20 protein-coding genes and 2 pseudogenes are annotated in these 26,828 nt (G+C 70.0%); 15 read left to right on the top strand and 7 right to left on the bottom strand.

Going from position 1 to position 26,828, the window contains the following annotated elements; all coding sequences use genetic code 11:
- Positions 1-7: 7 nt before the first annotated feature.
- The 8 genes from AB0I51_RS37150 (at position 8) to AB0I51_RS37115 (ending at position 7,516) form a co-directional block, all read left to right on the top strand.
- Positions 8-1,171, top strand: coding sequence for an FAD-dependent oxidoreductase (locus tag AB0I51_RS37150; RefSeq protein WP_362982799.1), 1,164 nt, complete (start codon positions 8-10; stop codon positions 1,169-1,171).
- Positions 1,168-2,178 carry an amidohydrolase family protein gene (locus AB0I51_RS37145; RefSeq protein ID WP_362982798.1) on the top strand — a complete coding sequence of 337 codons (1,011 nt, stop codon included), beginning with the start codon at positions 1,168-1,170 and terminating at the stop codon, positions 2,176-2,178. Before AB0I51_RS37150 ends, AB0I51_RS37145 begins: the two co-directional genes overlap by 4 nt.
- A gap of 10 nt (positions 2,179-2,188) precedes the next feature.
- Positions 2,189-3,127, top strand: a complete 939-nt coding sequence (locus AB0I51_RS37140; protein WP_362982797.1) for a VOC family protein — start codon at positions 2,189-2,191, stop codon at positions 3,125-3,127.
- Between the two features lie 24 nt (positions 3,128-3,151).
- Positions 3,152-4,123 carry a fumarylacetoacetate hydrolase family protein gene (locus AB0I51_RS37135; RefSeq protein ID WP_362982796.1) on the top strand — a complete coding sequence of 324 codons (972 nt, stop codon included), beginning with the start codon at positions 3,152-3,154 and terminating at the stop codon, positions 4,121-4,123.
- A complete protein-coding gene (locus AB0I51_RS37130; protein WP_362982795.1) occupies positions 4,120-4,857 on the top strand; it encodes an SDR family oxidoreductase in 738 nt (245 codons plus the stop codon). The genes AB0I51_RS37135 and AB0I51_RS37130 overlap by 4 nt, the downstream gene beginning before the upstream one ends.
- Before the next feature lie 36 nt (positions 4,858-4,893).
- Positions 4,894-5,649 carry a CoA transferase subunit A gene (locus tag AB0I51_RS37125; protein ID WP_362982794.1) on the top strand — a complete coding sequence of 252 codons (756 nt, stop codon included), beginning with the start codon at positions 4,894-4,896 and terminating at the stop codon, positions 5,647-5,649.
- Positions 5,646-6,293 carry a CoA transferase subunit B gene (locus tag AB0I51_RS37120; RefSeq protein WP_362982793.1) on the top strand — a complete coding sequence of 216 codons (648 nt, stop codon included), beginning with the start codon at positions 5,646-5,648 and terminating at the stop codon, positions 6,291-6,293. The genes AB0I51_RS37125 and AB0I51_RS37120 overlap by 4 nt, the downstream gene beginning before the upstream one ends.
- Before the next feature lie 566 nt (positions 6,294-6,859).
- On the top strand, positions 6,860-7,516 hold the full coding sequence (locus AB0I51_RS37115) for an AfsR/SARP family transcriptional regulator (protein ID WP_362982792.1): 657 nt from the start codon (positions 6,860-6,862) through the stop codon (positions 7,514-7,516).
- A 21-nt stretch (positions 7,517-7,537) separates the two neighbouring features.
- Here AB0I51_RS37115 and AB0I51_RS37110 read toward each other — a convergent pair whose 3' ends face one another.
- The 5 genes and pseudogenes from AB0I51_RS37110 to AB0I51_RS37090 form a co-directional block, all read right to left on the bottom strand.
- Positions 7,538-8,611 (bottom strand): MsnO8 family LLM class oxidoreductase, encoded by a 1,074-nt coding sequence (locus AB0I51_RS37110; RefSeq protein ID WP_362982791.1) that lies wholly within the window; start codon positions 8,609-8,611, stop codon positions 7,538-7,540.
- Positions 8,608-9,909, bottom strand: coding sequence for an MFS transporter (locus tag AB0I51_RS37105; RefSeq protein ID WP_362982790.1), 1,302 nt, complete (start codon positions 9,907-9,909; stop codon positions 8,608-8,610). Before AB0I51_RS37105 ends, AB0I51_RS37110 begins: the two co-directional genes overlap by 4 nt.
- Positions 9,906-12,638 carry a class III lanthionine synthetase LanKC gene (gene lanKC / locus AB0I51_RS37100; protein ID WP_362982789.1) on the bottom strand — a complete coding sequence of 911 codons (2,733 nt, stop codon included), beginning with the start codon at positions 12,636-12,638 and terminating at the stop codon, positions 9,906-9,908. Before lanKC ends, AB0I51_RS37105 begins: the two co-directional genes overlap by 4 nt.
- A 169-nt stretch (positions 12,639-12,807) precedes the next feature.
- Entirely contained in the window at positions 12,808-12,936 is a 129-nt protein-coding gene (locus AB0I51_RS37095) for a hypothetical protein (protein WP_329347548.1), read from the bottom strand.
- A 360-nt stretch (positions 12,937-13,296) separates the two neighbouring features.
- Positions 13,297-13,581, bottom strand: a pseudogene (locus AB0I51_RS37090) (transposase); the annotation flags it as partial.
- Here AB0I51_RS37090 and AB0I51_RS37085 point away from each other — a divergent pair.
- The 3 genes and pseudogenes from AB0I51_RS37085 to AB0I51_RS37075 form a co-directional block, all read left to right on the top strand.
- Positions 13,509-13,814: pseudogene (locus AB0I51_RS37085) on the top strand (NmrA family NAD(P)-binding protein); the annotation flags it as partial. The pseudogenes AB0I51_RS37090 and AB0I51_RS37085 overlap by 73 nt on opposite strands.
- A gap of 28 nt (positions 13,815-13,842) precedes the next feature.
- Entirely contained in the window at positions 13,843-14,235 is a 393-nt protein-coding gene (locus tag AB0I51_RS37080) for a hypothetical protein (protein ID WP_362982845.1), read from the top strand.
- A gap of 392 nt (positions 14,236-14,627) precedes the next feature.
- A complete protein-coding gene (locus AB0I51_RS37075; protein WP_362982788.1) occupies positions 14,628-15,353 on the top strand; it encodes a response regulator transcription factor in 726 nt (241 codons plus the stop codon).
- Positions 15,354-15,365: 12 nt separating this feature from the next.
- Here the strand turns inward: AB0I51_RS37075 and AB0I51_RS37070 are convergent, their stop codons facing one another.
- A complete protein-coding gene (locus tag AB0I51_RS37070; RefSeq protein ID WP_362982841.1) occupies positions 15,366-16,991 on the bottom strand; it encodes a GAF domain-containing protein in 1,626 nt (541 codons plus the stop codon).
- A 331-nt stretch (positions 16,992-17,322) separates the two neighbouring features.
- Here AB0I51_RS37070 and ctaD point away from each other — a divergent pair, with 331 nt between their 5' ends.
- On the top strand, positions 17,323-19,008 hold the full coding sequence (gene ctaD, locus AB0I51_RS37065; protein ID WP_362982840.1) for a cytochrome c oxidase subunit I: 1,686 nt from the start codon (positions 17,323-17,325) through the stop codon (positions 19,006-19,008).
- A 3-nt stretch (positions 19,009-19,011) separates the two neighbouring features.
- Positions 19,012-19,575: a hypothetical protein gene (locus AB0I51_RS37060; RefSeq protein WP_362982787.1), complete on the top strand. Its 564-nt coding sequence runs from the start codon at positions 19,012-19,014 to the stop codon at positions 19,573-19,575.
- Positions 19,576-20,418: 843 nt separating this feature from the next.
- Here the strand turns inward: AB0I51_RS37060 and AB0I51_RS37055 are convergent.
- Positions 20,419-21,084, bottom strand: coding sequence for a vitamin K epoxide reductase family protein (locus AB0I51_RS37055; RefSeq protein WP_362982786.1), 666 nt, complete (start codon positions 21,082-21,084; stop codon positions 20,419-20,421).
- A 361-nt stretch (positions 21,085-21,445) separates the two neighbouring features.
- Between AB0I51_RS37055 and AB0I51_RS37050 the strand changes: the two genes are divergently transcribed.
- On the top strand, positions 21,446-24,259 hold the full coding sequence (locus AB0I51_RS37050) for a BTAD domain-containing putative transcriptional regulator (protein WP_362982785.1): 2,814 nt from the start codon (positions 21,446-21,448) through the stop codon (positions 24,257-24,259).
- Positions 24,260-24,469: 210 nt separating this feature from the next.
- Positions 24,470-26,266, top strand: coding sequence for a RecQ family ATP-dependent DNA helicase (locus AB0I51_RS37045; RefSeq protein ID WP_362982784.1), 1,797 nt, complete (start codon positions 24,470-24,472; stop codon positions 26,264-26,266).
- The last annotated feature ends 562 nt before the right edge of the window (positions 26,267-26,828 follow it).

Here is a 26,828-nt window from a genome sequence, read left to right as displayed (position 1 = left end):
CCCCGACATGGCTGACAGCCCCACCCTCCCCCGGCCTCCGGCTGGAAAGGCGCCCACCGTCCTGGTCATCGGCGGGGGCGCGTCAGGAAACGCCATCACCATCCTGCTGCGCCGCGCCGGCATCGACGTGGACCTGATCGAGGCCAGGCCCGACTGGAACGCCACCACCGGCTCGGGCATCACCCTCCAGGGCAACGCCCTGCGCGTCCTGCGCGAACTCGGCGTGTGGGAACAGGTGGAAGCGTCCGGGTACGCCTTCGGCTCGCTGGGCGTGACCGCCCCCGACGGCACCGTCCTGTTCGTGGCCGAGGACATCCAGACCGGCGGGAAGGACCTGCCCGCCACCCTCGGCATGCAGCGCCCCCAACTCCAGCAGATCCTCATCGAGGCGGTCCGCGCCTCCGGCGCCGGCATTCGCCTGGGAACCACCGCCGAGATCCTCGGCCAGGACGCCGACGGCGTCTCCGTACGCCTCAGCGACGGCACGACCGGCCGCTACGCCCTCGTGATCGCCGCCGACGGCGTGAACTCGACCACTCGCACCGCGATCGGTGTCACCGACAAACCCGAACCGACCGGCATGGCCATCTGGCGCATCGCCACCCCACGGCCCGCGAGCGTGACCCGCACCGACCTCGCCTACGGGGGCCCCGCCTACATCGCCGGCTACTGCCCCACCAGCGAGAACACCATCTACGCCTACCTCGTCGAGGCGTGCCGCGACCGCGCCGCCGTCGATCCGGCCGCGTACGCCGACGAGATGCGCCGCCTGGCACAGGGCTACGGCGGTGCCTGGCCCGAGATCACCGCGCACATCACCGACCCGAAGAAGGTCAACTACACCTGGTTCGAGCGCCTGCTGGTCGAGGGCTCCTGGCACCGGGGCCGGGTGGTGCTGATCGGCGACGCCGCCCACTGCTGCCCGCCCACCATGGCCCAGGGCGCGGCCATGTCGTTGGAGGACGCCCTCGTCCTCGCCGAGCTGCTCGGCAGTGGACAGGACTGGGGCGACGAGCTGTTCCAGGCGTACTACGACCGCCGTATTCCTCGGGTGCGCACCGTCGTCGAGGCATCCGTGCAGATCGGCCAGTGGCAGCTGGACGGCGTGCGTGATGCCGACATGCCCGGGCTGATCGGCCGCACCCTGACCCCCCTCGAGGAGCGCCCGTGACCGCCACCGCATCCTCCGCACCGACGATCGACGTGCACGCCCACCTCCTGCTCCCGGAGGTCGAGGAGACCGTCGCCGGTCGTCCCGGCCTCGCCGAGGCCCGCACCCTCGACGCCCGACGCAACGGCCCGGCCGCCCTGGCCGTGAACGGCCCGATGGTCGGCACGCGCGTACCGAAGCTGACAGACGCCGCCGTGCGCCTCGCGGCCATGGACGCGCAGGGCGTGGACATCCAGCTGGTCAGCCCGTCCCCGTCGCACTACCACTTCTGGGCCGAGCCCCAACTGGCTTCAACGGTCTGCCGGTTGGCCAACGAGGGCACGGCCGCGCACTGCGCGAAGGCACCCGACCGGCTGCACGGTCTGGGCCTGGTACCGCTCCAACACCCGAGCCTCGCGGTCGAGTTGCTCGACCACGCACTGGAACAGGGACTGAAAGGGGTGGAGATCTCCTCGCACGCACCCGGCCGCGAACTGTCGGATACGGCGTACGAACCCCTCTGGTCGCGGGCCGAGGAGACGGGAGCCATCCTCTTTCTGCACCCCTTCGGGTGCACGCTCGACGAGCGCCTGGACCAGTGGTATCTGTCCAACACCGTCGGCCAGCCCACCGAGAACGCCGTCGCCCTCTCCCATCTGATCTTCTCCGGTGTCCTGGACCGCCATCCGGGCCTGAGGCTGATCGCGGCGCACGGCGGCGGATACCTCCCCACCCACATCGGCCGCTCCGACCACGCCTGGCGGGCCCGCCCCGACACGCACGGCTGCGCACGGGAGCCGAGCAGCTATCTGCGGCAGCTCTACTACGACTCGCTCGTACACGACCCTTACGTACTGAGGGAGTTGGTCCGAGCCGCGGGCGCCGACCGGGTCCTGCTCGGCTCCGACTTCCCCTTCGACATGGGCACGGAAGACCCGCTGGCCGCACTGCGCGCGGCGGATCTGAGCGACCACGACTTCCACTCCGTCCGCGGCGCGAACGCCGCCGCCCTGCTCAACCTCGTCTGAGGAGACCTCCATGAACAACCGTCTGCTCACCCACCTCCGGCACGTCGACCTCGCCGTGCCCGACTACGACAAGCAGCTCGACTTCTACGCCGGTGTCTGGGGTCTGACCCAGGTGGCCGAGGACTCCGGCATCTCCTTCCTGGCCGCGGAAGGCTCTCCCGAGCAGTACGTCGTACGGCTGCGCAAGGCCGACGAGAAGCGTCTCGACCTGGTTTCCTACGGCGCCGCCTCAGCGGCCGACGTGGACACGCTGGCCGAGCAACTCCTCGCCGGTGGCGTCCAGTTGATTTCGCAGCCGGGCAAGGTGGACACCCCGGGCGGTGGTTACGGCTTCCGCTTCTTCGACGTGGACGGCCGCACGGTCGAGGTCTCGGCCGACGTGGCGGTCCGGCAGCACCGCAGGATCGAGGAGAAGGAGTCGATCCCGGTCAAGCTGTCGCACGTCGTCCTCAACTCGCCGGACCTGGACAGGACGCGCGCCTGGTACGAGCAGCACCTCGGCTTCCGCCTCTCCGACACACTCGGCCATCCCCACATCGGCGACGTGATGCACTTCATGCGTATCAGCAACCAGCACCACTCCATGGCCATCGCCAAGGGTCCGCACACCTCCCTGCACCACGTCTCCTTCGAGATGCGCGGTATCGACGAGTACATGCGCGGCTCCGGCCGGGTGATGCGGGCCGGCTTCCAGAAGATCTGGGGCCCGGGCCGGCACATGGCGGGCGACAACACCTTCACCTACTTCCTCGACCCGCACGGCAACACCGTCGAGTACACGACGGAGTTGGAGGAACTGGACGAGGACACCTGGCACCCTCACGTCTACGACTTCTCCCGGCCCGAGGTCACCGACCAGTGGGGCACCGCCAACCCCATGAATGAACTGGTCACCAAGGAGTCCTTCAACGACCCCGATCACGGCGTGTTCGTCGCCCCGCCGGTCTGATCCTTCTCCGGAGCGAGGCTCACCATGCGATTCGCCACGTACGAACACAGAGACCGGCGCCAGGTGGCCGTCGTCGATCAGGACGGCGCGCTCCACCCGCTGCCCGGTGTCAGCTCACTGACCGGCCTGCTCACCGAGGCAGGCGGTCTGCCCGAACTGCTGGACGCGGCCTCCGCGTTGCTCCACGTCCCGGCCGGCCCGCACGTCTCCGACGTACGGCTGCTGCCGCCGCTCCAGCCGCCCACCGTGCGGGACTTCGTCACCTTCGAGGAGCATGTCGAAGGCGTACGACGGTCCGTGGACGGAGCCGCCGGGGTGCCCGAGCAGTGGTACGCGGCCCCCACGTTCTACTTCACCAACCCCTATGCGGTGTACGGCCCGCACGACGACATCCCCGTACCCCCGGGTTCGAGCGTGCTCGACTTCGAACTCGAAGTCGCCGCCGTCATCGGCAGGGAGGGCCGCGACCTCACCCCCGAGCAGGCCCGCGACCACATCGTCGGCTACACCGTCTTCAACGACTGGTCCGCCCGCGACCTGCAGTCCGCCGAGATGAAGGTCGGCCTCGGCCCGTGCAAGGGCAAGGACACCGCCACCACGCTCGGCCCGTATCTGGTCACCGCCGACGAGTTGGAGAAGTACCGCGACGCGGACGGCTTCCTGCGCCTCGCACTGACCGCCGAGATCAACGGCCAAGTGGTCGGCAAGGACCTTCTCTCCAACATGAGTTGGACCTTCGAGGAGATGGTGGCCTACGCCTCACGGGGCACCGTCGTCCGCCCGGGCGACGTCCTCGGTTCCGGGACCTGCGGAAACGGCGGCTGTCTCGCCGAGCTGTGGGGGGTACGGGGCGAGCAGGACCCGGCCCCGCTCAAGGCCGGCGACACGGTGACGCTCACCGTGGAGGGCATCGGGTCCGTCTCCAACACCGTGGTGAGCGGTGTGGATCCCGTGCCGGTCGCCGCTGCTCGGCGCCGCTCCCGGGAGCGGCCGTGACCAAGCGCCTTGTGGGCAAGGTCGTCGTGGTCACGGGCGCGGCCGGCGGCCAGGGGGCCGCGGAGGCCGAGGCGCTGACCCGCGAAGGCGCCCAGGTGATCGCCACTGACGTGAGCGAGGCACCCGGCTGCCGCCGCCTCGACGTCAGCAGCGAGAGGGCGTGGGCCGAACTCGCGGCCGAGATCAGGGAGTCGTACGGCCGGGTGCACGGTCTGGTCAACAACGCGGGCATCACCTGGCGGGCCCGGATCGACGACGTACACCCCGCGGACATGGCCCGAGTCCACGCTGTCAACGTGACGGGTCCGCTCCTGGGCATCCAGCACCTGACACCGCTGATGGGCCCGGGAGCGTCGATCGTGAACGTCGGTTCGTCGGCGGCGTTGACCGCCCACTATCCCGTCGCGTACACGAGCAGCAAGTGGGCGCTGCGGGGTCTGTCGAGGACGGCCGCCATGGAACTCGGGCCACGCGGGATCCGCGTCAACACCGTCCACCCCGGCTTCATCGACACCATGATGACGGCCTCCGCAGCCCCCGCGTTCCGTGAGGCGAACCTCCGCGAGACACCGCTCGGCCGCACCGGGACCGTCGACGACATCACCCCGCTCGTGGTCTTCCTGCTGTCCGACGACGCGTCCTTCATCACCGGAGCGGAGATCCCGGTCGACGGCGGCCTCACCTCGCACGGCGGCGCCAAGTCGATCTCGGACGCGCTGCGTGCGGACGCCTGAACCAGCAACAACGCACAGCAGAAAGGCCCTTCTTCCATGGACAAGGTCCGCGCAAGCGCCGCGGCGGCGGTCGCCGACATCCCCGACGGCGCCTCACTGGCTGTCGGCGGCTTCGGTCTCAGCGGCATCCCCGGCGTACTCATCCAGGCCCTGCACGCGCAGGGCGCGACCGGCCTGCGGATCGTGTCGAACAACTGCGGAGTCGACGGGCGCGGGCTGGGGGTCCTGCTGTCGGCGCGCCGGATCGCCCGTGTGACGGGCAGCTACGTGGGCGAGAACAAGGAGTTCGCCCGCCAGTACCTGTGCGGCGAACTGGAGGTGGAGCTGGTGCCCCAGGGCACCCTGGCCGAACGGCTGCGCGCCGGTGGCGCGGGCATCCCCGCCTTCTACACCCCCGCAGGCGTGGGCACCCAGGTCGCCCGCGGCGGGCTGCCCTGGCGCCATGCCGCCGACGGCACGGTCGCCCTGGCCTCCCCGCCCAAGGAGACCCGCGACTTCGCCGGCCGTGCGTACGTCCTGGAGCACGGGATCACCACCGACTTCGCCCTCGTGCGGGCCTGGCGCGGCGACCGCCACGGCAACCTCGTCTTCCGCAGGTCGGCCGCCAACTTCAACCCGCTCGCCGCCACGGCCGGACGCGTGACGGTGGCCGAGGTCGAACAGCTCGTGGAACCGGGCGAGTTGAGCCCCGACGAAGTACACCTGCCGGGCATCTTCGTCCAGCGGATCGTGCCCCTCACTCCGGCCCAGGCCGCCGACAAGCACGTGGAGAAGAGGACGGTTCGCGCATGAGCACGCCCACGGGCTGGACCCGCGACCAGATGGCCGCCCGCGCCGCCGCCGAGCTCGTCGACGGTTCCTACGTCAATCTCGGCATCGGCCTGCCCACACTCGTCCCCGGTCACCTCCTACCGCGCGTGCACGTGGTCCTGCACTCGGAGAACGGCATCCTGGGCACCGGCCCGTACCCGCACGCGAACGAGGTCGACCCGGACCTCATCAACGCGGGCAAGGAGACGGTCACCGTCCTGCCCGGCGCCTCCTTCTTCGACTCGGCCCTCTCCTTCGGCATGATCCGGGGCGGCCACATCGACACCGCCGTGCTCGGCGCCATGCAGGTGTCCGCCGTCGGCGACCTGGCGAACTGGATGATCCCCGGCAAGGTGGTCAAGGGCATGGGCGGCGCGATGGATCTCGTCCACGGCGCCCGCCGGGTCGTCGTCCTGATGGAACACACCGCCAAGGACGGCACCCCGAAGATCGTCAAGGAATGCGCCCTCCCGCTCACCGGCGAGCGGTGCGTGCACCGGATCATCACGGACCTCGGCGTCCTCGACGTCACACCGGAGGGCCTCGCACTCGTGGAATGCGCGCCGGGCGTGACCTCGGAGGACGTCGCCGACCGCACGGACGCGCCCGTGATCCGCAGAGCATGAGCCGTGACCCCGTCGGGCGGCCAGGGGCCTCGGTCCCTGGCCGCCCGATGTTTCCGTCCACTGCCGACGTCCCTACGACAAGGACATGACTTTCCGGTAGGCGTACACCGCGGTCGCCGCGACCGCCACGTGCATCAGGAGCGGCACCAGCCACCGCACCAGTGCCTCGGGGTCCTTCGAGACCTTGCGTACGGCGGCCCGGCCGACGGCATCCCCACCACCCCGGCGACGGGCCTGGTTGTGGAGACATCGGAGGTCCAGTCGGTGCAGCCGACGTGCAGAGGGATCGCTCAGCCGGCTCGTGCTCTATTTCCGCTGGTCCACTGAGCGGAACAGTGCACGACAGGAGGAGTCCCAAGGATCACTCTTCAACCAGCAGTCCGACGTGGACCCCGGTCATGTCCGCGCGAACGAGTTCCGTTGATGAACCAGATATTGGGGGACAAATGGAGCAAGGGACGGCCGATCTGCAGCCGCGCGGCGTCCGGTTCACAATTTTGGGCCCGCTTTCCGTTACCGGCGGGGGCGGGCATGGACCGGTCCCACTCGGACCCCCCAAACAGCGCATGCTTCTTGCCGTCCTGCTGTGCCGTCCCAATGGCTTGGTGCCCGTCGAGCTGATGATGGATGCGCTGTGGGACGGCGGACCGCCGAAGACCGCACGGAAGAACGTCCATGTGTACATTTCGGCGCTGCGCAAGCTCCTGGAAGACGTTGGAGCGGGCGGGCGGCTGGTCCGCCGGGGAAGCGGTTATCTGCTGCTGGTCGGCGACGGGGAGTTGGATGCGCTGCGGTTCCGCAGCCTCGCCCGTGCCGGAAGGGAGGCGTCAGGCCACGGCGCGCTCGCTTCTGCGGCCAGGCTGCTGAAGGAGGCGCTGAAACTGTGGAGGGGGCCGTCGCTGCCGGAACTGCGCAACTCGCGGACGATATCAGCCGAGGCGGAACGTCTCGGCACCCGTTTTCTACAGGTATATGAGGAATGGGCGGAGGTTGAGCTGCAGCTGGGCAACGCCAAGGAGGTCGCCGAGACCATCGATGATCTGGTGGAACTGCATCCACAGCGCGAACGCCTACGGGCCGCTCATATGAATGCCCTGTTCCACCTGGGGCGGCAGACGGAGGCTTTCGCCGTATACGAGGAGTACCGGCAATTCCTGGCAGCTGAGTTCGGTCTGGGCCCCAGCCCGGTACTCGAAGCCCAGTATCGCTCGATGCTGGCCTGAGTCCGGTCCGGACCGGACGGATCAGGTCGCCGCCGCTGCGGCCAGGGTCGGCGCTTGACGTCCCGTGAGCATGCGCAGTGTCCGACCGCGTCCGGTGCCGGTGAGGTCGAAGGGGACGAGCATGATCTCGTCGACGTCCAGAGTTTTCGCGACCCGCTCGATGCCCTCCATCACCGTGGACCGGCCGCCGTGGACCACCTGCTGGTCCTCCAGGACCTTGCGGGTGAGGAACTCCTCCCTGGCCTTGTCCGGGGACTCGCCCAGCGCGGTCCACGTGCGGCGCCGCACGGCGTTGCACGCGGTGTGCAGAGCCAGTTGCTCGGCCTCGTCGTCACTCCCCGCGCACAGTACGTTCAGCGAGGCGATGACGTAGGGCCGGGCACCTCGCGGGCCGGGGTCGAAGGTCGCACGGTAGCGCTTCACCGCCGCCGGGCGGCACTTGGACTGGCCCAGGTGGAGCCCGTAGACGAACGGCAGCGACCGCTCGGCCGCCGTTCGGGCGCCGTTCTCGCTGGTCCCCAGGACATACACCTGCGCCGGCGAGGCGATCCGTGGAGACAGGTGCAGGGTCGGGCGCTCCGGCTCGATCGGCGTCTGCGCCCGGGTGGGCGGGTCCAGGAAGCCCATCAGCTCGTCGATCAGGGCGGGGAACTCGAGCGCCGCCCTGGCGTCACGCCTGAGCGCCGCCTCGAGTAACTTGCCATGGGCCCCGGTGCCGCCCGAGGAGCGGCCTACGCCCAGGTCGATTCGGCCGGGGTGCAGTGCGCCCAGCGTGGCGAACTGCTCGGCCACAGCGTAGGGAGCATAGTTGGGCAGCATTACCCCGCCTGCACCCACCCGGATGCGCTCGGTGCAGGCGGCGATGTGCGCGATGAGTACCGCTGGTGCACTGCTGACGGCGTCGAGCGAGGCGTGGTGTTCTGCGACCCAGAAGCGGTGGAACTCGCATTCCTCAGCAGTCTGGGCGACGCCAACCACCTCCCGGATTGCCTGTTCGGCAGGCATCTGCCTGTCCGTTGCACCCAGTTCGAGCACGGACTGCAAGACGGCGGGACGGGCGCTGCCGTCGCCAACGGGCATCTGTGGCGTGATCACGAGGGGCTCCTGGCCGGTGCTGGTGTGCTTGTCTGCGGCGGCTTGGGCAGGGCGACGGGGACGGCTGCCAGCAGGGCGAACGCCATCGCGAAGGCGGCGGCGGTCGTCGGTAGTGACAGCCGGGCCAGCAGCAGCCCGGCAGCCAGCGGCCCGCAGGGCTGGACGATCTGAGCGACCAAGCCGCTCGCGGTGATGACCCGGCCGTAGATCTCCTCCGGCACGGCGACCGCCATGATCGTGCCGAACGTCGCCGAAATCACCGGGATGAGCAGGCACAGCGCGCAGAACCCGGCGACGAACGCGATGGTGCTCCCGCTGGTCCAGGCGACGGCCAGCAGCACGGACCCGGTGGCGGGACCCGCGACAAGGGTCACTTTCAGGGAAACGTGTCGCTGGACGTACGGGGTGAGCAGGGAGCCGGCCAGTCCGGCCACCGCTGCCGCGCTCATGGCCGTTCCCACCGCGACCGCGCTGTCGGGTCTGCTGCCCACGCCGAGGATCAGGGCGAACGTGAGGGCGGAGAAGGCCAGGTTCAGCCCGGCGCCGTACAGCACGCACCAGCGCATGAACCGGTCTCCCGCCAGGTACCGCCACCCTGCGGTGAACCCCGTCAGGAACCGCTCAGCGACCGGCTGCGCACCCGCTGCTTCCGCGTCCCTGCCGCCGGGCGCCCCGTCGGGGCCCAGGCCACGGCGCGGCGCGCGGACCGCCACGGCCACGCACAGCGCGGAGACGCCGAAGGTCAGCGCGTCCACCGCGAGCGGCACGGAGGGTTCGAGCGCCAGAAGCAGCCCGGCCGCCGCCGGCGCGGCGATGTCTGCGCCGTACGCCCGCGCCTGGTTCAGCGACAGCGCCGCACCCAACTGCTCGGTCGGCACGATCCGTCGGATCACCTTGCCCTGGGCCGGGCGGAACACTTCCAGTGCCACGACCGACACGACCACCGCCACCAGAGCCAGCGCGATCGGCAAAGGCCGTAGGAGCACGTACACCGCCAGCGACCCGACGGCGACCAGCCGGGCCAGGTCGGACCCGAGCATCAGCGCACGCTGGTCGCAGCGGTCGCTCAGGTAGCCGGCCGGCAGCCGTGCCACCAGCCCGACGGCCAGGGAGACCGTGCCGACGGTTGCGGCGACCGTGGTGGAGTTGCCCGCCGCAAGCAGCACCAGCGGCAGCACGATGTACGTCATCGAGGAGCCGAAGTCCGACAACGCCTGGCCGATCCAGAGCAGTTGGAAGCCCCGGTTACGGCTGAGCCGTTGCGCGGCGGCTGTGATCGGGGGGACGGTGGCGGTCATCCACGGCTCCCGGAAGCCGTCGGTGACTCTTTCAGCAGGTCGTCCAGCAGGAAGTTCGTGTTGGTGCGCGCCCCGGGGCGCGCCCTGCGGAACCGGTCCAGGAAGAGCGCGACACCGGCCGAGCCGCTCGCCAGGTCGCAGCACTCCCGTACCGACTGCTCGCCGGGGAACACCACACCCTCCGGCCGCCGCACCGTACTGCACAGCACTGCCTCGGCTGCCCGCTGCGCGTCGCCCAGGAGCTCCGGGTCGCCCAGGAACTCGTAGGCGTCCAAGAGGGTGTTGCCGATACCGCTGATCCCGTGGAACAGCTGGGGAAACGTCGTGTACTTGCGCCGCACGTCCGGCAGTAGTTCATCGATGTGCTTCCGCAGGCTTCCGTCCCCGGTCACGTAGTGGTACCGCAGCAGGGTGGTCAAGATGCCCGCGGTGCCCTCGTCCCAGTACTGGCGCAGTACCGGGGACGGTTTGTCGTCGGTGCGTGCGACGGCCGGGAAGGACAGCCGTCCTGTGGGTGAGTACTCGCCGCAGGCCAGATCGAACTCCAGCCCCGCGCGGCCCAGTTCCAGCACATGCACGTCACCGGTGGCCGCGTGCAGGGCCAGCAGGAACATGGCCACGCCGGACGCGCCCTCTCCGTAGCCGACGGGGACGTGCTTGCCGGAGCCGGTCCAGTGGGCCCGCACGCCCTCATGCCGCGCGCTCCGCGCGAAGTGCTCGCCGATCTCGCGGGCGCGGTCCAGGAACTCCGTGCGGCCGGTGTCGCGCCACAGCCGAAGGCAGGCCATGCCATGCCCGGCCGACCCGGTCAGCACGCCCGGCTCCGCGTACAGCAGCCGATGCCCCGCGGCGTCGCGCAGCACCCGGGCCGCCACCTCACGATGGCCCATCGCCGACAGCACCCAGGCGACACCTGCTGAACCGTAGTAAAGGCCCGGTGGCAGCGCCTCATGACCTGTCGGCTTGCGCAGCGCCCAGGTGAGAAAGGTGTCCGGCACCTCGCCACCCACGGTGTGGAGTGCGTACAGGCAGCCGTAGGCACCGTGCGCGACGGACAGCGGGTTGGTCTCGAAGACCAGCGGGTCCGCTGGGAAGAGCCGGTCCTCCCGCTGCAGATCGGCAGTACCGTGCAGAAACTTCACCACGCCGTCCAGGGTGGTCTCGATCCGCCGTCTCAGGTCGGCCGCTGACTCCGGTTCGGGTGTCACCGGGTGTGCCAGCGGCGGGGGCTGCCGCCAGGCGGTGGTGAAGGGCAGGTCGGTGAGACGCCGGCGCAGCGCAACCGGGTCGGGCAGCGGCGCGTTCTCGTCGTACAGGTCCCGGATCAGTGCGACCAGTTCTCCCGGCAGAGCCAGATCGGCTGCTACCTCGTCGAGGAGCCGCAGCGGGATGTCGTGGTCGACCAGGTCGTTCGAGTGGCAGGCCAGGACACAGCACAGCAGCAGCCCGCCCAGCGCGTAGTAGTCGGTGCGCCGGTCGCCGCGCCCGGCGGCCATCGCCCGCCGGGTGACCGCACCCGGGGTGCTGAGCCCCGCGCCGCCGTCGGTCCCCTCGTGGAAGGCGGATTCCAGATCGATTACGCGGATCCGGTCGTCCGCGGTGACCATGATGTTGGTCATCGACAGGTCGCCCAGTACGATGCCGCGCTCATGGCAGGCCGCGATCGCGTCCGCGATCTGCACCCACAGCAGACGGAACCGGTCGTAGTAGTCGGCCAGCCGGGCCGGGGTCAGGTCCAGGCCGTACAGGGGGTTGTGGGCGATGCTCAGGTGGCCCAGATGGCTGCCGTCGATGTGGTCCTCGGCGATGAACGCGTGCTCCCACTGCTCGAAGAACGCGATGGGGCGCACGAACAGACCGGTGTCGGCCAGTTCGGTCAGTAGCTGGTACTCATGGCGCAGCAGGTCCACCGCGTCGATGCCTCTGGGGCCCACCTCGACATGCGGCCGGGCCTCGCGCAGCACCACGTCCGCGCCGGTCTCTGTGTCCACGCCGCGGTAGATGCCGCCGCGGTTGCTGAACGCCAGCGCACTCCCGACCTTGAACCGGCCGGCCAGCAACCCCTTGCCCGCGCTCCCACCCCCCGCGGCTCCATCCTCGCCCGTTTCTGTTCCCCGGTCCGCACCCGCATACGGATCCTGCGCCCAGTCCGGGACGAGCCAGTAGGGGGTGCGCACATCCGGGACCAGCGAGCCGTCGGGGGCCTGGATCATCAGATCCCGCAGGCCCAGCGGCTTGAGCTCGAAGCGGCTGACGAACCCGCCGTAGCGGTAGGACACCACCCGCGACCCGGGACAGCGCCGGTCGGTGAGGACATAGGGTCCGTCCAGCCCCGCCAAGGCCTGGGTCAGCGCTGCCGCGATGGCGCGGAACTGCGTGTCGTCGTCCGGGTAGACGGTGATGAACTTCCCACTCGATGCACGGGGGAAGGACTTTCCGTTGGCCTCACCCACTGCCGGAGGGTCCATCAGGAACTTAAAGCGCACCCCTGCATCCCGCATTACCGGCAATGCCCGCCGTAAGGTCTCGGTGCTTTTGCGTGAGGTCGACGAGACGTGCAGCTTCCAGCCCTGGCCGACTACAGGCGCGCCCGGCGGTTCGGCGATGATCCAGTAGCCACGACGCCAGGTGTGCCAGTCGTCCGGCAGCGCCGCCCGGTATTCGCGCATGTGCTCGCTGCTCGGCATGCGCCGGCTGAAGTTCTCGAACCACCGCGGATGGTGACTCATGTAGGACAGCATTGTTTCCCACGGCCGCTGCATATCAGCCCGCCCCTTTTCGCGCTAGTGGTTGTGGTCCGGAACCTGTTGGCCCGAGGATCTGACGCTGCGAGCGGTCCCGGACGGGACGAGGGAGCTTTGTCCGATGCAGTCCGGGACCGCAAGCGCTGAGTCGGTGTCAGCAGCTCAAGAGGTAGCAGGAGCTGCAACTGTCGACGATGACGCTGGTCTGGCTGTCGTCCTCAAGGTCGAGGCTCTGCAGCGACAGCACGAAATCCGCGTCGGTGAATCCGGTTTGCTCAGTCATGGGATCCCCACTTCCGATCGAAGGTGAATTCTTTCGCCACGACGACGCCCGATAAACTCCCTGGCGGGTTCGGAAACTCCGCCCGGCGATTAAACGGGATTCGCTGACATCCTCGATACTGGGCAGGCCCGCTTCGAAATCGGTATGCCAATGGTATGGATTCAGTACTTTCCCAGGTCCGGAGCCGCGGACCTCGGTGCCATCAGCCTCGATCGTTCATGAGTCCCCGTCAGCTTGCTGATGGGTACTTTGTGTCTGGGGTTGGGGCAGGTTGAGGTCCCGGCTCGCGCGTCGGGTGGGCGCCGGGTTCCACTTCGCCGGTGCGGTCGTGGGGGTTGTCGGGATGGTGGAAGTGGCTGTTCAGCCAGGGTTCGGCAGGATGTGGAGCCTGGCGATCGCGTGGGTGGTGACGTCGGGCCAGGGCCATCGGGCGGGCAGGTGGAGCCAGTGGCGGTGGCCGGTGTTCACGAGCTGGGCGGCTGCGGAGAACAGCCGCAGGCGAAGCCGTTTGGGTTCCCAGCGGCGGGTGGTGCCGGTCAGGGCGAGCATGGGCATCCAGGCGAGGAGGTCGAGTGCGAGCGAGACGATCTCCAGCCAGATCCGGTTCTGTGCGGTGTCGTGCAGGGGCAGGTTGCGCAGTCCGGTTGCGGGTTGACCCTGATTCATCCCGCGCCAGAGCACTGCGTACGGCAGGAGCCGGCCTTGTCGTCGGCGACCTGGACGATCCGACGTCGCTCCGGAAGGCGATGAAGGGCGTACATGGCGTGTTCCTCGTGCTGACCATGATGGTCGGCCCCCGGATCAGCCCCGAGGGCGTGGTGGCCGAAGAACGGCGGGGAAAGGCAGTGGCGGATCCTGCCCGGGAGTTGCGCATCGAGCGCCTGGTCTACAGCTCCCTGCAATGGCGTGGACGCTCACTCCGGAATCCCTTACCACGAAAGCAAGCAGCGGATCGAGGAACGCCTCCCCCAGGCCACCGGCGACTGGCGCTCCTGGGAGTCCGCGAACGGCGCGAAGGCGATGCGGGGCGGCCCCGGGAGCTTCATGTTCGTACCCGCCGAATGCCCTCACGCATTCTCGAACCCCGGCGCCGAACCCGCCCGGATGCTCTTCCTCGTGTCCCCGGCCGGGCACGCGACCTGCCTCCAGGAACTCACCGACCTTCTGAGCGCCTCGGAGCCGCCGGACCAAGCCGAGATCGCGGCCCTACGGCTCCGCCACGACATCCACCAGCTCACTCCGCTCACCTCCCCGGCGCAGGCTGAGGCTGCACGGCGCACCAGACGTCAGCGCGGGTGAACCGTTCGGGAGCCGCAGGTTTCTCCCATGGCCGACGGAGGTCCGGAAAGGCCCCGGGTGACGGCGTACGCCCCTGAGGAGTCCGGTCGTTTCACCAAGATCTCGGTACCCGGCGGAACGGGTACGGCACATCGAACCCGGATACACGCGCAGACGCTACTGGCGCGGAGGTCGGCGCGTACCGAGTGCTGCGGCTCCGCTCCCGTCCGGGGGGATACGGGAACCCGCGGAGTGGAGATGCACATGGGCGCGGCCGGACCGCAGGAAGCACGTGTGCGCGACGGAGATGCGTTCACCCGTGGCTGCCGCCGGTGCCCCGTCAGCGGCCTCACCAGGACGCCCGGGACGGAGCGGCCAGCCTCCGCAGCCGCCCGGCTCGTAGGCTGGCTTCCGTGGAAGCACACAAGCGCACCGGCCTCGTCTCCTCGCCCGCCCCACCTCTGCGGGTGTTCATCCTGGATGACCACGAGGTGGTACGCCGAGGCGTGCGCGACCTCTTGGAGGCCGAGCCGGACATCGTCGTGGCCGGGGAGGCGGCGAGTGCCAGGGAGGCGCTCGCCCGGGTGCCCGCGGTCCGCCCGCATGTCGCGGTGCTGGACGTGCGGCTCGGCGAGGGCGGCGACGGGGACCACGCGGGAGTCGAGGTGTGCCGGGAGCTGCGGGCCCGCATGCCTGGACTGCCCTGTCTGATGCTGACCTCGTTCGACGATGACGAGGCGTTGTTCGACGCCATCATGGCGGGCGCGGCCGGCTATGTGCTCAAGCGGATCGACGGTTCCGACCTGGTGGCCGCCGTCCGCACGGTGGCGGGCGGGCAGTCCATGCTGGATCCCCGGGCCGCCGCGCGGGTGATGGCGCGGCTGCGCGACCCCCGGCCGGAACCCGAAGCCCCGTACGTCTCACCGGAGTTGGAGCGGCTTTCACCGCGCGAGCAGGAGATCCTGGAGCTGGTCGGCGAGGGGCTGACGAATCGTCAGATCGCCGAGCGGCTGTTCCTCGCGGAGAAGACGATCAAGAACCGGGTGTCGTCCATCCTGGCCAAGCTGGGCGTGGGCCGCCGCATCCAGGCGGCGATGCTCGCCGGGAAGCTGAAGGAGCAGCGAGGGCCCGAGCGGTAGCCCGGCGCTCCGTCAGTCGGCGGGCAACGGCACCCGCCACACGAGCCGGGTCCCGCCCCGTGCCGGGGACTCGACGGTCAGCGTCCCGCCGTACTGCACAGCTCGGGAGCGCAGGTTCGCCAGTCCGCCAGTGTGCTGGGCGGCGCCCATCCCGACCCCGTCGTCCATTACCGCGAGGGTGAGGACATCCCCGGCCGCCGGTACGGTCAGGACGACGTCCGCGCGGTGGGCGCGTGCGTGCCGGGCGGTATTGCTGAGGGCTTCGGCGGTCACCGCCAGGACGTGTTCGGCCACCTCGGCGGGGACGGTGGAGTCCACCGGTCCGTCGATCCGGAGAACCGGGCTGAAGCCGAGCGACTGGGCGGCCAGCCGAACGGTTTCAGGCATCCGGCGGCGCAGCCCAGGACCGCCCCGGTCGTCCCCCGCCGAGCGCAGCTCGAAGATGGTGGAGCGGATGATCTGGACGGTGGTGTCCAGGTCCTCCACCGCCCGGGAGACCCGCTCGGCGGCGTCGGGGCTCTCAATCATGCGGGTGGCGCTCTGCAACGTCATGCCGGTGGCGAACAGCCGCTGGATCGCCAGGTCGTGCAGGTCGCGGGCAATGCGATCGCGTTCATGCAGCACGGCCAGTTCCTCGGACTCGGCGCGGCGCCGGGCCAGTTCCAGGGCGATTGCGGCCTGGTCGGCGAACCGGGAGACCAGTGCCACCTCGGTGTCGTCGAAGGCGGGGCGGCCCACGCGCCGGCTGAGACGCAGGGCGCCGCAGACCGAGGCGTCCAGCGGCAGGGGGACGGACACCATCGGGCCGTACCCCTTCGGACCGCCGCCCTCGCCGCCGAGCGCATGCCCCCGCGGGTCGCCACCGGCGTCCGCGGTGGCCGCGGGCTCACCGGCAGGGGCGGCCGGGCGGGTCGGCGACCCGGGTGCGGGAAGAACCGCTCCTTCGACGTGCTCGGCGTCATGGCCGCACGCCACCTCCACCGTGAGCCGGGCACCGTCCGCCTCCACCGGGAGCAGTACGGCGGTCAGGTCGGCGTCGGCCACCTCACACGCCCTACGGGCGATCAGGCGGAGCACCTCGCGGGCGGCGGTTCCGGCCAACAGGGCTCGGGTGATCTCACTGAGTGCCTCCAGCCAGCGTTCCCGGCGGCGGCTGTCGTGGTACAGGCGGGCGTTGTCGACGGCGACCCCGGCCGCGTTGGCAAGCGTCGCCAGCACGGCCTCGTCCTCGGCGTCGAAGCCCGCGCCTCCGCGCTTCTCGGTCAGGTACAGGTTGCCGAAAACCTCGCCACGGACACGGACCGGCACCCCCAGGAACGTCCGCATGGGCGGATGGTGCTCGGGAAAGCCGAAACTGGCCGGGTGGCGGGTCAGATCCGTGAGACGCAGGGCAACCGGATTGCGGATCAGCTCACCGAGGATGCCGCGCCCACAGGGGGCCTGGCCGATACGGGCCGCGAGGTCGTCGGCCATGCCGACCGGCAGGAACTGAGACAGTCGCTGCCCGTCACCGATCACGCCGAGGGCGCCGTACTCGGCGTCGGTGAGGGTGACCGCCGCATCCACGATGCTGCCGAGGACCTGGGGCAGCTCCAGGCCGCGGCCGATGTTCGTGACGGCGTCGAGAAGGCTGCGCATCCGGTCCGGCACGTCGAGTCGCCGCTGTGGCGGCGCGGAGTTCGAGGGTGGCAATTCGGGCATTCCTGGCGCTCCTGAACCGGTCGGTGCTCAGCAGCGTACGACCGCTGCGCGGGGTGAGGAGCGACCGGCCGCTCAACGGTGCGAAGAGGGGACGTTGGACCCTATGCGCGGTCCCCCGCAGGGGCCGTTCGACCCTATCCGGACCCCGTACCCCACCGACGATCATGTGGCAGCGGCTGGGAAGGGCCGGGTCCGTTCCCGCACTCCTGGTGCTTCCCGGCCCGTCGACGACATGAACAGCAGGGGAGGACGCCGTCCGGTGGACGAGATGCAGCAGGTGAGGACAGCGCGGCCGCGTGCCGTGGTCGCCGTGGCGGACGAGGTGTCCGGACCTGCGGTGCGGCCCGGGGCCCGGTCGTCGTGGACGGACTGGCTGACGACCACCGACCACAAGAAGATCGGCACGCTGTACCTGGTCACCGCGTTCGTGTTCTTCGTCGTGGGCGGTGTGACGGCGTTGCTCATGCGGGCCGAACTCGCCCGGCCGGGCCTGGAGATCATGTCGCAGGAGCAGTTCAACCAGGCGTTCACGATGCACGGCTCGATCATGCTGCTGATGTTCGCGATGCCCCTGTTCACGGGTTTCGCCAACTGGATCATGCCGCTGCAGATCGGCGCCCCTGATGTCGCCTTTCCCCGGCTGAACATGCTCGCCTACTGGCTCTTCCTGTTCGGCTCCTCCATCGCGGCCTTCGGCTTCCTCACCCCGGGCGGGGCCGCGGACTTCGGCTGGTTCCTCTACGCCCCCCTGTCGGACGCCGTGCACTCGCCAGGCCTGGGCGCAGATCTGTGGATCATGGGCGTCGCGCTGTCCGGCTTCGGCTCGATCCTGGGCGCCGTCAACTTCATCACCACGATCATCTGCATGCGCGCACCGGGCATGACGATGTTCCGCATGCCGATCTTCGTGTGGAACGTTCTGCTGACCGCGGTACTGGTCCTGATCATCTTTCCGGTCCTGGCGGCCGCGCTGTTCGCGCTGGAGGCGGACCGGAAATTCGGGGCACACGTCTTCGACGCCGCCAACGGCGGGGCACTGCTGTGGCAGCACCTCTTCTGGTTCTTCGGCCATCCAGAGGTGTATGTGCTCGCGCTGCCGTTCTTCGGCATCGTCTCCGAGGTCGTCCCGGTCTTCTCCCGCAAGCCGATGTTCGGCTACATGGGTCTGATCGGCGCCACCATCGCGATCGCCGGCCTGTCCGTGACCGTGTGGGCCCACCACATGTACGTCACCGGCGGAGTCCTCCTCCCGTTCTTCTCCTTCATGACGTTCCTCATCGCCGTACCCACGGGCGTGAAGTTCTTCAACTGGATCGGAACGATGTGGAAGGGGTCCCTGTCCTTCGAGACCCCGATGCTCTGGGCCACCGGCTTCCTCATCACGTTCCTCTTCGGCGGCCTGACCGGCGTGATCCTGGCCTCGCCGCCGATGGACTTCCACCTCTCCGATTCGTACTTCGTCGTGGCCCACTTCCACTACACCGTCTTCGGTACGGTCGTGTACGCGATGTTCGCGGGCTTCCACTTCTGGTGGCCGAAGATGACCGGCAAGATGCTCGACGAGCGCCTCGGCAAGATCACCTTCTGGACGCTCACCATCGGCTTCCACACCACGTTCCTGGTCCAGCACTGGCTGGGCGCCGAGGGCATGCCCCGACGCTACGCCGACTATCTGGCCGCGGACGGCTTCACCGCCCTGAACACGGTCTCGACGATCGGTTCGTTCCTGCTGGGCCTGTCGATCCTGCCGTTCTTCTACAACGTGTGGAAGACCGCCAAGTACGGAAGGAAGGTCGAGACCGACGACCCGTGGGGCTACGGCCGCTCCCTGGAGTGGGCGACCTCCTGCCCGCCGCCGCGCCACAACTTCGTGTCCCTGCCGCGGATCCGGTCCGAGTCCCCGGCGTTCGACCTGCACCATCCGGAGATCGTCGCGCTCGAGACGGCGGAGTAGGCCGTGGCCCAGCACGTCCTGGCCCTGGGCGCCGCGCTGGTGACCGCGTCCGGCTGCGTCTGGTACCTCCCGGCCCTCGCCGACCTGCGCGCGGGCACCGACCGTCCGGTCTCCCGCCGTACCGCGGCGGCGGCCTGCCTCACCGGCTGGACGACGCTTGCGTGCATCGCCGTCCTTCTCTTCGTCGGCATGATCTGGCAGACGGCATGCGTCGTGGCGACGGCGGGTGCGACCGTCACGGCTGCTCTGCGGATCCGTGCCGCCGCACAGCACCACCACGAGGTACGGGAGATCGTCCGTCACTGGGCGGCGCTGGACGCCGGCCTGCCCCAGCACGGCCGGAGACACGACCTCGCCCGGTACGTAGTCGCCGCCCTCCTCGCCTGCGGCCTGGTCTCCGCCGTGGTCACCGCGGCCATCGCGGTGACCACGGCGTCCGGCACCGGCGGGAGCTGGACGCTGGCCGCCGCCCCGGCAGTCGTCGGCCTGGCCCTCGCCACCGCGATCACATACATGCGCTCGGTCCGCCGTCGCACCACAGCCGCCCGAACGCGCCCCTTGCAGTAGGAAGATGCGGACTCCCCGGCAACGGACGGAGGCACCGGTCGGCGGGGGACTCGGCGACCTCCCGTCCGCACGCGGACAGGGGAACCTCACTCCTACGGAAGGGTGGGGTGAGCATGGACACGGAGACGAGCACGGCAAGCAGTACCCCAGGCTCGCAGATGGCCCGTGTCGCGCCCGCCCCGGCCGAACGGACCCGATCCCTGCTCGCCACAGCCCGATCCCGCAGCCGTGGCGGGCCGCCCGGTTCGAATCGGGCGGCCCGCGCGCCGGCGATGTCGGCCGACTCCCGCTGCACGACCTGCCGGAGGGAATCGCGTCGGCCGAGGTGGCCGCCCCTGTGACCACACGGGTTGACGGCCTCCACGCCGTCGCGGAACCGACCGACACCGCCCCGTCCCGCATCCGCTGGTGGGCAGGCTCACCACCGCCGACGGACTGGAGTTCGGCCCTCAACCCCGCCCGGGACGGTCCTGGACGAGAGCGGTCTCACCGACGACATCGCCTCCGAGGATCTGGCGCTCGCGGCCCCCACACCTCTCCCGCCCTTCGGGCGGGAGAGGTACCCGGCCGCGCACGAGGCGGGCAGGCTCGCACGCCTCGACACCGCACACCCCTGCGTCGTCGCACACTTGATCCGGCTGGTGGGCTCCCACCTGCGCCACGCTGCCGCATCCCCTCCTGCGGGGGCCGCTCCACATTGCAGGGGGTTCGCCCTGGTGCAGCCGCGACGTGCTTCGAGGCGGCAGTGACAGACGACAGACCCCCACGTGGTGCGGGTCGGAAACCGCCCGCTGCCCCTGCTGCCACGAGCGCGCAGCACGGTCGGCCTGAGCACACGCGAGATCAGAGCAGCGTCTGCCAGTAGTCCCAGAAGCGTGTGGCGATCAGCATCACGATGCTCAGGCACCAGGTGACCGGCACCACCCAGTGGAACTCCAGCACCCCGTCCACCACCGCGCGCGGCGCACGGACGGTCCCGTGCCGCAGGTTGTGCACGGTTGTGTACCAGAACAAGCCGATGGTCGCCGCCCAGGCCAGGCAGCACCACAGGCACAGCGCGCCGATCTCGTACAGCGCCTGGGGCATCAGCCACATGCAGAAGCCCGCGCCGAGCAACGTGCCGACGTTCAGCCCGAGCCAGAACCATCGGCGGAAGCGGGCCCCGGCCAGCAGCGCACATCCGACCGCGATGACCACCGGTCGGGCGAGCAGGCCCAGCAGCGGATTCGGGAAACCGAACACGGCCGCCTGGTTGCTCTTCATCACGTTCGTGCAGGACAGGATCGGGCCGAGGCTGCACGACGGCGAGAAGTTCGGGTCCCGCAACAGCTGGAACTTGTCGATCGTGATCACGATCGAGGCGAGGACGCCGAAAGCGCCGGAGACGATCAGCAGCCAGGCAAAGGCCCGGGAGGCACCGATCGCGCCCGCCGACGTGATCTCCCGTTCCCGTCCGGCCTTCCGAGCCCTGGCACCGAGGCGGGGCACGGTCGTGGTGGTACTGGTCATCGAGAGGTTCCCGCCTCGGTGGTGTTCCGGGTGGGCTGCGGCCCACGATGGTCGATGGGTGACCGCCCCCGCACGAACCACGACCGCGGTCGGGCTCCGGTACGCCGCGAATCGCCCCGCGGGCGGCCCCGTCCGGCCAGAGCACCTCGAGCCGCTCCCGCGAGATCGTCGAGCGGGAGGGGCTTTTCGAGGTCCATGCCCCCGTCGACCTCGGATGTCCGATACAGAGCCGCCACGTGGTCACGCTTTGCCCTTCCGACTGCGCCCAGCGCACGGATATGAGCAAAATCCGTAGAAGCAGTGCAGGTTTCGAGGGGGCAACATGGTGCAGCTGCGATTACTCGGCCCAGTCGAGATTGCCGTGACCGACGGGAGGGCGGACGCCGGTCCGCCGCAACGACGTACCGTGCTCGCCGCGTTGGCCGTAGACGCGGGGCGTCCGGTGGGGACCGACGTCCTGATCAGCCGGGTCTGGGGGCCCAACCCCCCGGAAGGTGCCCGGCGTTCGGTCCATGCACACATCGCCCGGATTCGTCATGTCTGTGCCCGGCTCGATGACGCGTCGGGCGAAGGACTGCGGCTCGGTCGCCGGTCGGACGGATACGTCCTGGAGGCCGACCGGCATCAGGTCGATGTGCACCACTTCCACCGCCTGCTCGGCCGGGCCCACGACGTCCGCGTGCCGGACACCGAACGGGTGTCTCTTCTCGGCGAGGCACTCGGTCTGTGGCGCGGCGAGCCGCTGAGTGGGCTGGACGGCCCATGGGTCGAACAGATGCGCCAGGCATGGCGGCGTGAACGGGTGGACGCGACCATCGAGTGGGCCCGGGGCCAGGCACGGCTCGGTGCTTCCGCTGCGACGATCGGCCCGTTGTCCGCGCTCCTTGACGATTTCCCCTTGGTCGAGCCGCTGGCCGAGGAACTGATGCGGGCCCTCCACGCCACCGGCCGGGACGCCGAGGCCCTGCTGTGCTTCGCCTCCATGCAACGGCGCCTGACGGAGGAACTCGGTACGGACCCCGGTGCGGCGCTGCGCAAAGTTCACCAGGCGATCCTGCGCGGGGACCTGCCCGCACCCGCCGCTCCTCCGCAACCTGCGCCGCCGAAACGTTCCAGGCCGCCGCGGGGAGCGCCCGCCCAACTGCCCGTCGCAGTACGCGGTTTCACCGGCCGACACGAGGAACTCGCGAGGCTGGACGGGTTCCTCGCGACTGCGCAGCCCCCGGCACCCGTGGTGATCTCAGCTGTGTCGGGCAGCGCGGGCGTGGGCAAGACCACGCTGGCAGTGCACTGGGCGCACCGGGTACGGGAGTTCTTTCCCGACGGTCAGCTCTATGTCAATCTTCGGGGCTTCGATCCTGGAGGAGCGGTCGGTGACCCGGCGGAGGCGGTGCGCGGATTTCTGGACGCCTTCGCTGTACCGCCTGCCCGGATCCCTCCGGGGCTGGAGGCCCAGGCGGCCCTCTACCGGAGTCTGCTGGCCGATCGGCAGATGCTGATCGTGCTCGACAACGCGCGGGATGCCGAGCAGGTCCGGCCGCTGCTGCCCGGTGCACCCGGCTGCCTGGTCGTGGTCACCAGCCGTAACCGGCTCACCAGCCTGGCCGCCGCCGAAGGCGCTCATCTGCTCGCCATAGACGTGCTGTCCCCGGACGAGTCCCGGTCCCTGCTGGCCGACCGTCTCGACGCCGATCGTCTCGCCGCCGAACCCGCCGCCGTCGCGGAGATCGTGGCCCGTTGCGCGGGCCTGCCGCTGGCTCTCGCCGTCCTTGCCGCTCGGGCCGCCACCGAGCCCCGCATCCCGCTCTCCACGCTCGCCGACGAACTGCGCGAGACCGGCAGCCGTCTGGACGCACTCGACGGCGGTGATCCGGCCACGCGGGTACGGGCCGTGTTCTCCTGGTCCTACGACGCCCTCACCCCCGGTGCCGCACGGCTCTACCGACAGCTCGGGCTGCATCCCGGTCCCGACATCTCGGCCCGGGCCGCCGCGAGCCTGGCCGCGGCGGCACCCACGCGGATTCGCATCCTGCTCGCCGAACTGACACGCACGCATCTGCTCACCGAACACCTGCCGGGCCGCTATTCCATGCACGACCTGCTCCGCGCCTACGCCGGCGAACTCGCCCGCACCGAAGACACTGAGACCGACCGCCACCAGGCCACGTACCGCGTACTCGACCACTACCTGCACACCGCGCTCCGGGCGCAATGCCTTCTCGGGCCACCCGCGGACCGGATTCTCCCCTCCCCCGCCAAGCCCGGCGTCGCCCCCGAGGAACCGGCCGACCGCGAGGAGGCCATGGCGTGGTTCACCGCCGAGCATCCGGTGCTGCTCGCCGCCCTCCAACAGGCAGTCCAGGACGGCTTCGACACCCACGTCTGGCAGCTCGCGGCGGCGCTGACGCCCTACCACCAACGGCAGGTGCTCTGGTCCGACTGGGCCGCAACCCACACAGCCGGGCTGGCAGCCGGCCGCCGGCTGGCCGACAGAGCGGCGGAGGCCTGCGCCCACCGCAACATAGGCAACGCCGAATCGGCCCTCGGCCGTCCCGCGGAAGCCCACGCCCATCTCGAACGCGCCGCGGACCTGTATCGGCTACTCGGAGAACCGTCAGGCACAGCGCACACCCATCTCGCACTGGGCAAAGTCTCGGCCCAACAGGGTCGCCACACCGAGGGACTGGAACACTCACGGCAGGCCGTGCAGGGATTCCACGCCGCCGGAGACCGTGCCTGGGAGGCACTGGCACTGAACAACGTCGGCTGGGACCACGCGGTGATGGGCGAATACCGGCATGCCATCACCTACTGCGAACAGGCTCTGACCCTGGTAAAAGACACCGGCCACGTCTCGGGGGAGGCTCACACCTGGGACACGCTCGGGTACGCCCACCACCACCTCGGTGAACACAGCGAGGCCGCCACCTGCTACGAAAGAGCCGCGGCGCTCTTCCACGACATCGGTGACCGCTACTACGAGGCGGACATCCTCGCCCACCTCGGCGACACCCACCACGCGGCCCGGAATCCCGAAGCCGCCCGCGAAGCCTGGACCCTGTCCCTGGCGCTCTTCGAGGAACTTGATCACCAGGATGCCGCGGTGTTGCGAGCCAGGCTCCAACACCATCTCGATCTGGATCCGTCAGACACGGTGCTGCCTGAACGTGGCTGACTGCTCATCATCAGGGGGCGGTACCGGGAATCCGCTTCGGAGAAGCAAGGCGAACGGATCCACATCACCTCCACGGTCGGTTACCGGGGCGCTGTGGGCGTACCGCGGTGGTCTTGACAGGGGCGACCGGATCGCGCGAGGCGATATTCCGGCGAACCGGGGTAGCCGCCAGACACCCAGCGGTTGGACGCTCACGCTTCAAGGAGAACGATGCTCTCACTCACGTCCCGGCGTCTGCGCGGCACCGCGCGTCGGGTCTTCGGCTGGCAACAGTTGCGTCCGGCCCAACTGACCGCGATGAAGGCCGTGATGAAGGGACGTGACGTACTCGCCGTCATGCCGACCGGCGCGGGCAAGTCCGCCGTGTACCAGGTGCCCGCGGTCCTGCTCGGCGGTCCGGTCGTGGTCGTCTCGCCGCTGATCGCGCTTCAGCGGGACCAGATGCAGAGCCTGCTCGGATCCGGCGCGCTGCGCACCGCGGCCATCAACTCCGCGCAGCGGCTGAGCGACAACAAGACGGCATGGGCCCGCATAAGTTCCTCCTCGGTCGACGTGATCTTCCTCGCTCCCGAGCAACTCGCCAAGCCGGACGTCACAGACCGGCTCGCCGCCGTCCGTCCCCGGCTGTTGGTGGTGGACGAAGCACACTGCGTGTCGTCCTGGGGGCACGACTTCCGGCCGGACTACCTGCGGCTGCGGCACGCGCGGGAGCGGCTCGGCAATCCGCCGGTGCTCGCCCTGACCGCGAACGCGGCGGCCCCGGTACGACGCGACATCGCCGAATGTCTGGGCATGAACGACCCGGTGGAGATCGTGGCCGGCTTCGACCGTCCCAACATCCACCTGGACGTGGCTGCCTTCCAGGACGCGGCCGCCAAGGAGCGGTTCGTCGTGGAGCGGGCGGCCGTCGAGGAGAAGCCGGGAATCCTGTACGCCGGGACGCGGAAGGCGGCGGACAGCTACGCGGAGCAGTTGAGCAGCCTCGGGCTGTCCGCCGCCAGCTACCACGCGGGCCTCTCCCCCACGGAACGCCGCCAAACCCAGGACCGGTTCAGCTCCGGCGAACTCGACGTGGTCGTGGCGACCTCGGCGTTCGGGATGGGCATCGACAAGGCGAACGTACGGTTCGTGCTGCACGCGTCCGTCCCCGGCTCGCTCGACGCCTACTACCAGGAGATCGGCCGGGCCGGCCGCGACGGCGCACCGGCCAGGGCGATCCTCGCCTACCGCCCGCAAGATCTGGGTCTGCAGCGCTTCTTCGCCGCCGGCGCTCCCGACGCCGACGCACTGCGCCGCGTCGCCGAACGCCTGCACAGCGACGCAGGCGCCGTGAGCACCACAGGGCTCCGAGCCGACTGCGAACTCGGCGCGACGCCACTGTCCGCCGTACTGAACCTGCTGGAGGAGGCCGGGGCCGTCCGTACCGGACGGGACGGCAGCCGTTTCACCGGCCCGCTCGGCAACTCCGCGGCGGACGACGTCGACGCCGCTGTGCAGAGCGCGCTCGCCGTCCACGCCACGCATCTCAAGCTCGAACAGTCCCGGGTCGACATGATGCGCGGCTACGCCGAGACGACCGACTGCCGACGGCGGTTCCTCCTCGGATACTTCGGCGACTCCGTCCCCGTCCCGTGCGCGGCCTGCGACAACTGCACGGGGGCGGTGGTCAAGCCTGTGACCGGGCTGAGGCGTGGGCGGTCCGGGGACGCCGGACATCCGAACAAGGCGGCCACACGGCGGCGCCGGTGGCCCCGGGCCGGTGCGCGCGCGGGTGCCTCCGCAGGTGCCGTCCGGGCGGCGGAAACGGCCGCACGCCCCACCGGGGACGAGCACGCCTACCTGCCGGGCGTCCGCGTGCACCATGACCAGTGGGGCCAGGGCGAGGTCATGAGCGAGGGCGACGGCAAGATCACCATCTTGTTCAAGTCGGTCGGCTATCGCACCCTGTCGCTGGCTGTGGTGACGGACAAGCAGTTGCTCATCGCGCTGCCCGACTCACCGCGCTGACGCTGGACCCGCACGTCCCGGACGTCAGGGACAGCCCGGCCCGACACCCACCGGAATCCGCCTCTCCCCCGGCCCTCCGCAACCGCTACGGCAGGACCGGAACAAACCGCCCGCGCCAGCCCCCGGACCGGCTTCAACCAGGCCGAACGAACAATCTTCCATCGGGTCACCGGGTACAACGAGGCACGTCTGCACTCCGCCCTCAAATCCTTACCGCCCGCCGAGCCGAACGCGACTTCCGGCGAAACCAGGAACGCACCGCCCACTCCACCCGACAAAAAATCACCGGACCTTACGAAAACCGGCGCCCCTCACCCTCCCAGGTACCCGCGGGACACCCTGGCCTGCCGGGCCCGACGGCTACGGCACAACTGCGAATACGTTCCCGCCTCCGTGAACGTGACGGACACGGGCATGGCGCCCGCCCGATCGGCTACCGCGCGGCGGGGGCGACCAGCACCGGCCCGATCATGCGACCGTCGACGGCTGTGATCCCTCCGTGAGGGGGGGGAGCCGCGGCGGCCACCACAGCCAACGCCACGGCAAACGCGGCGGCGAGTCC

The sequence above is a fragment of the Streptomyces sp. NPDC050549 genome (assembly GCF_040655035.1).
Lineage (GTDB): Bacteria > Actinomycetota > Actinomycetes > Streptomycetales > Streptomycetaceae > Streptomyces.
The sequence above is the reverse complement of the archived record's forward strand: the minus strand, read 5'-3'. Positions and strand labels throughout refer to the sequence as shown.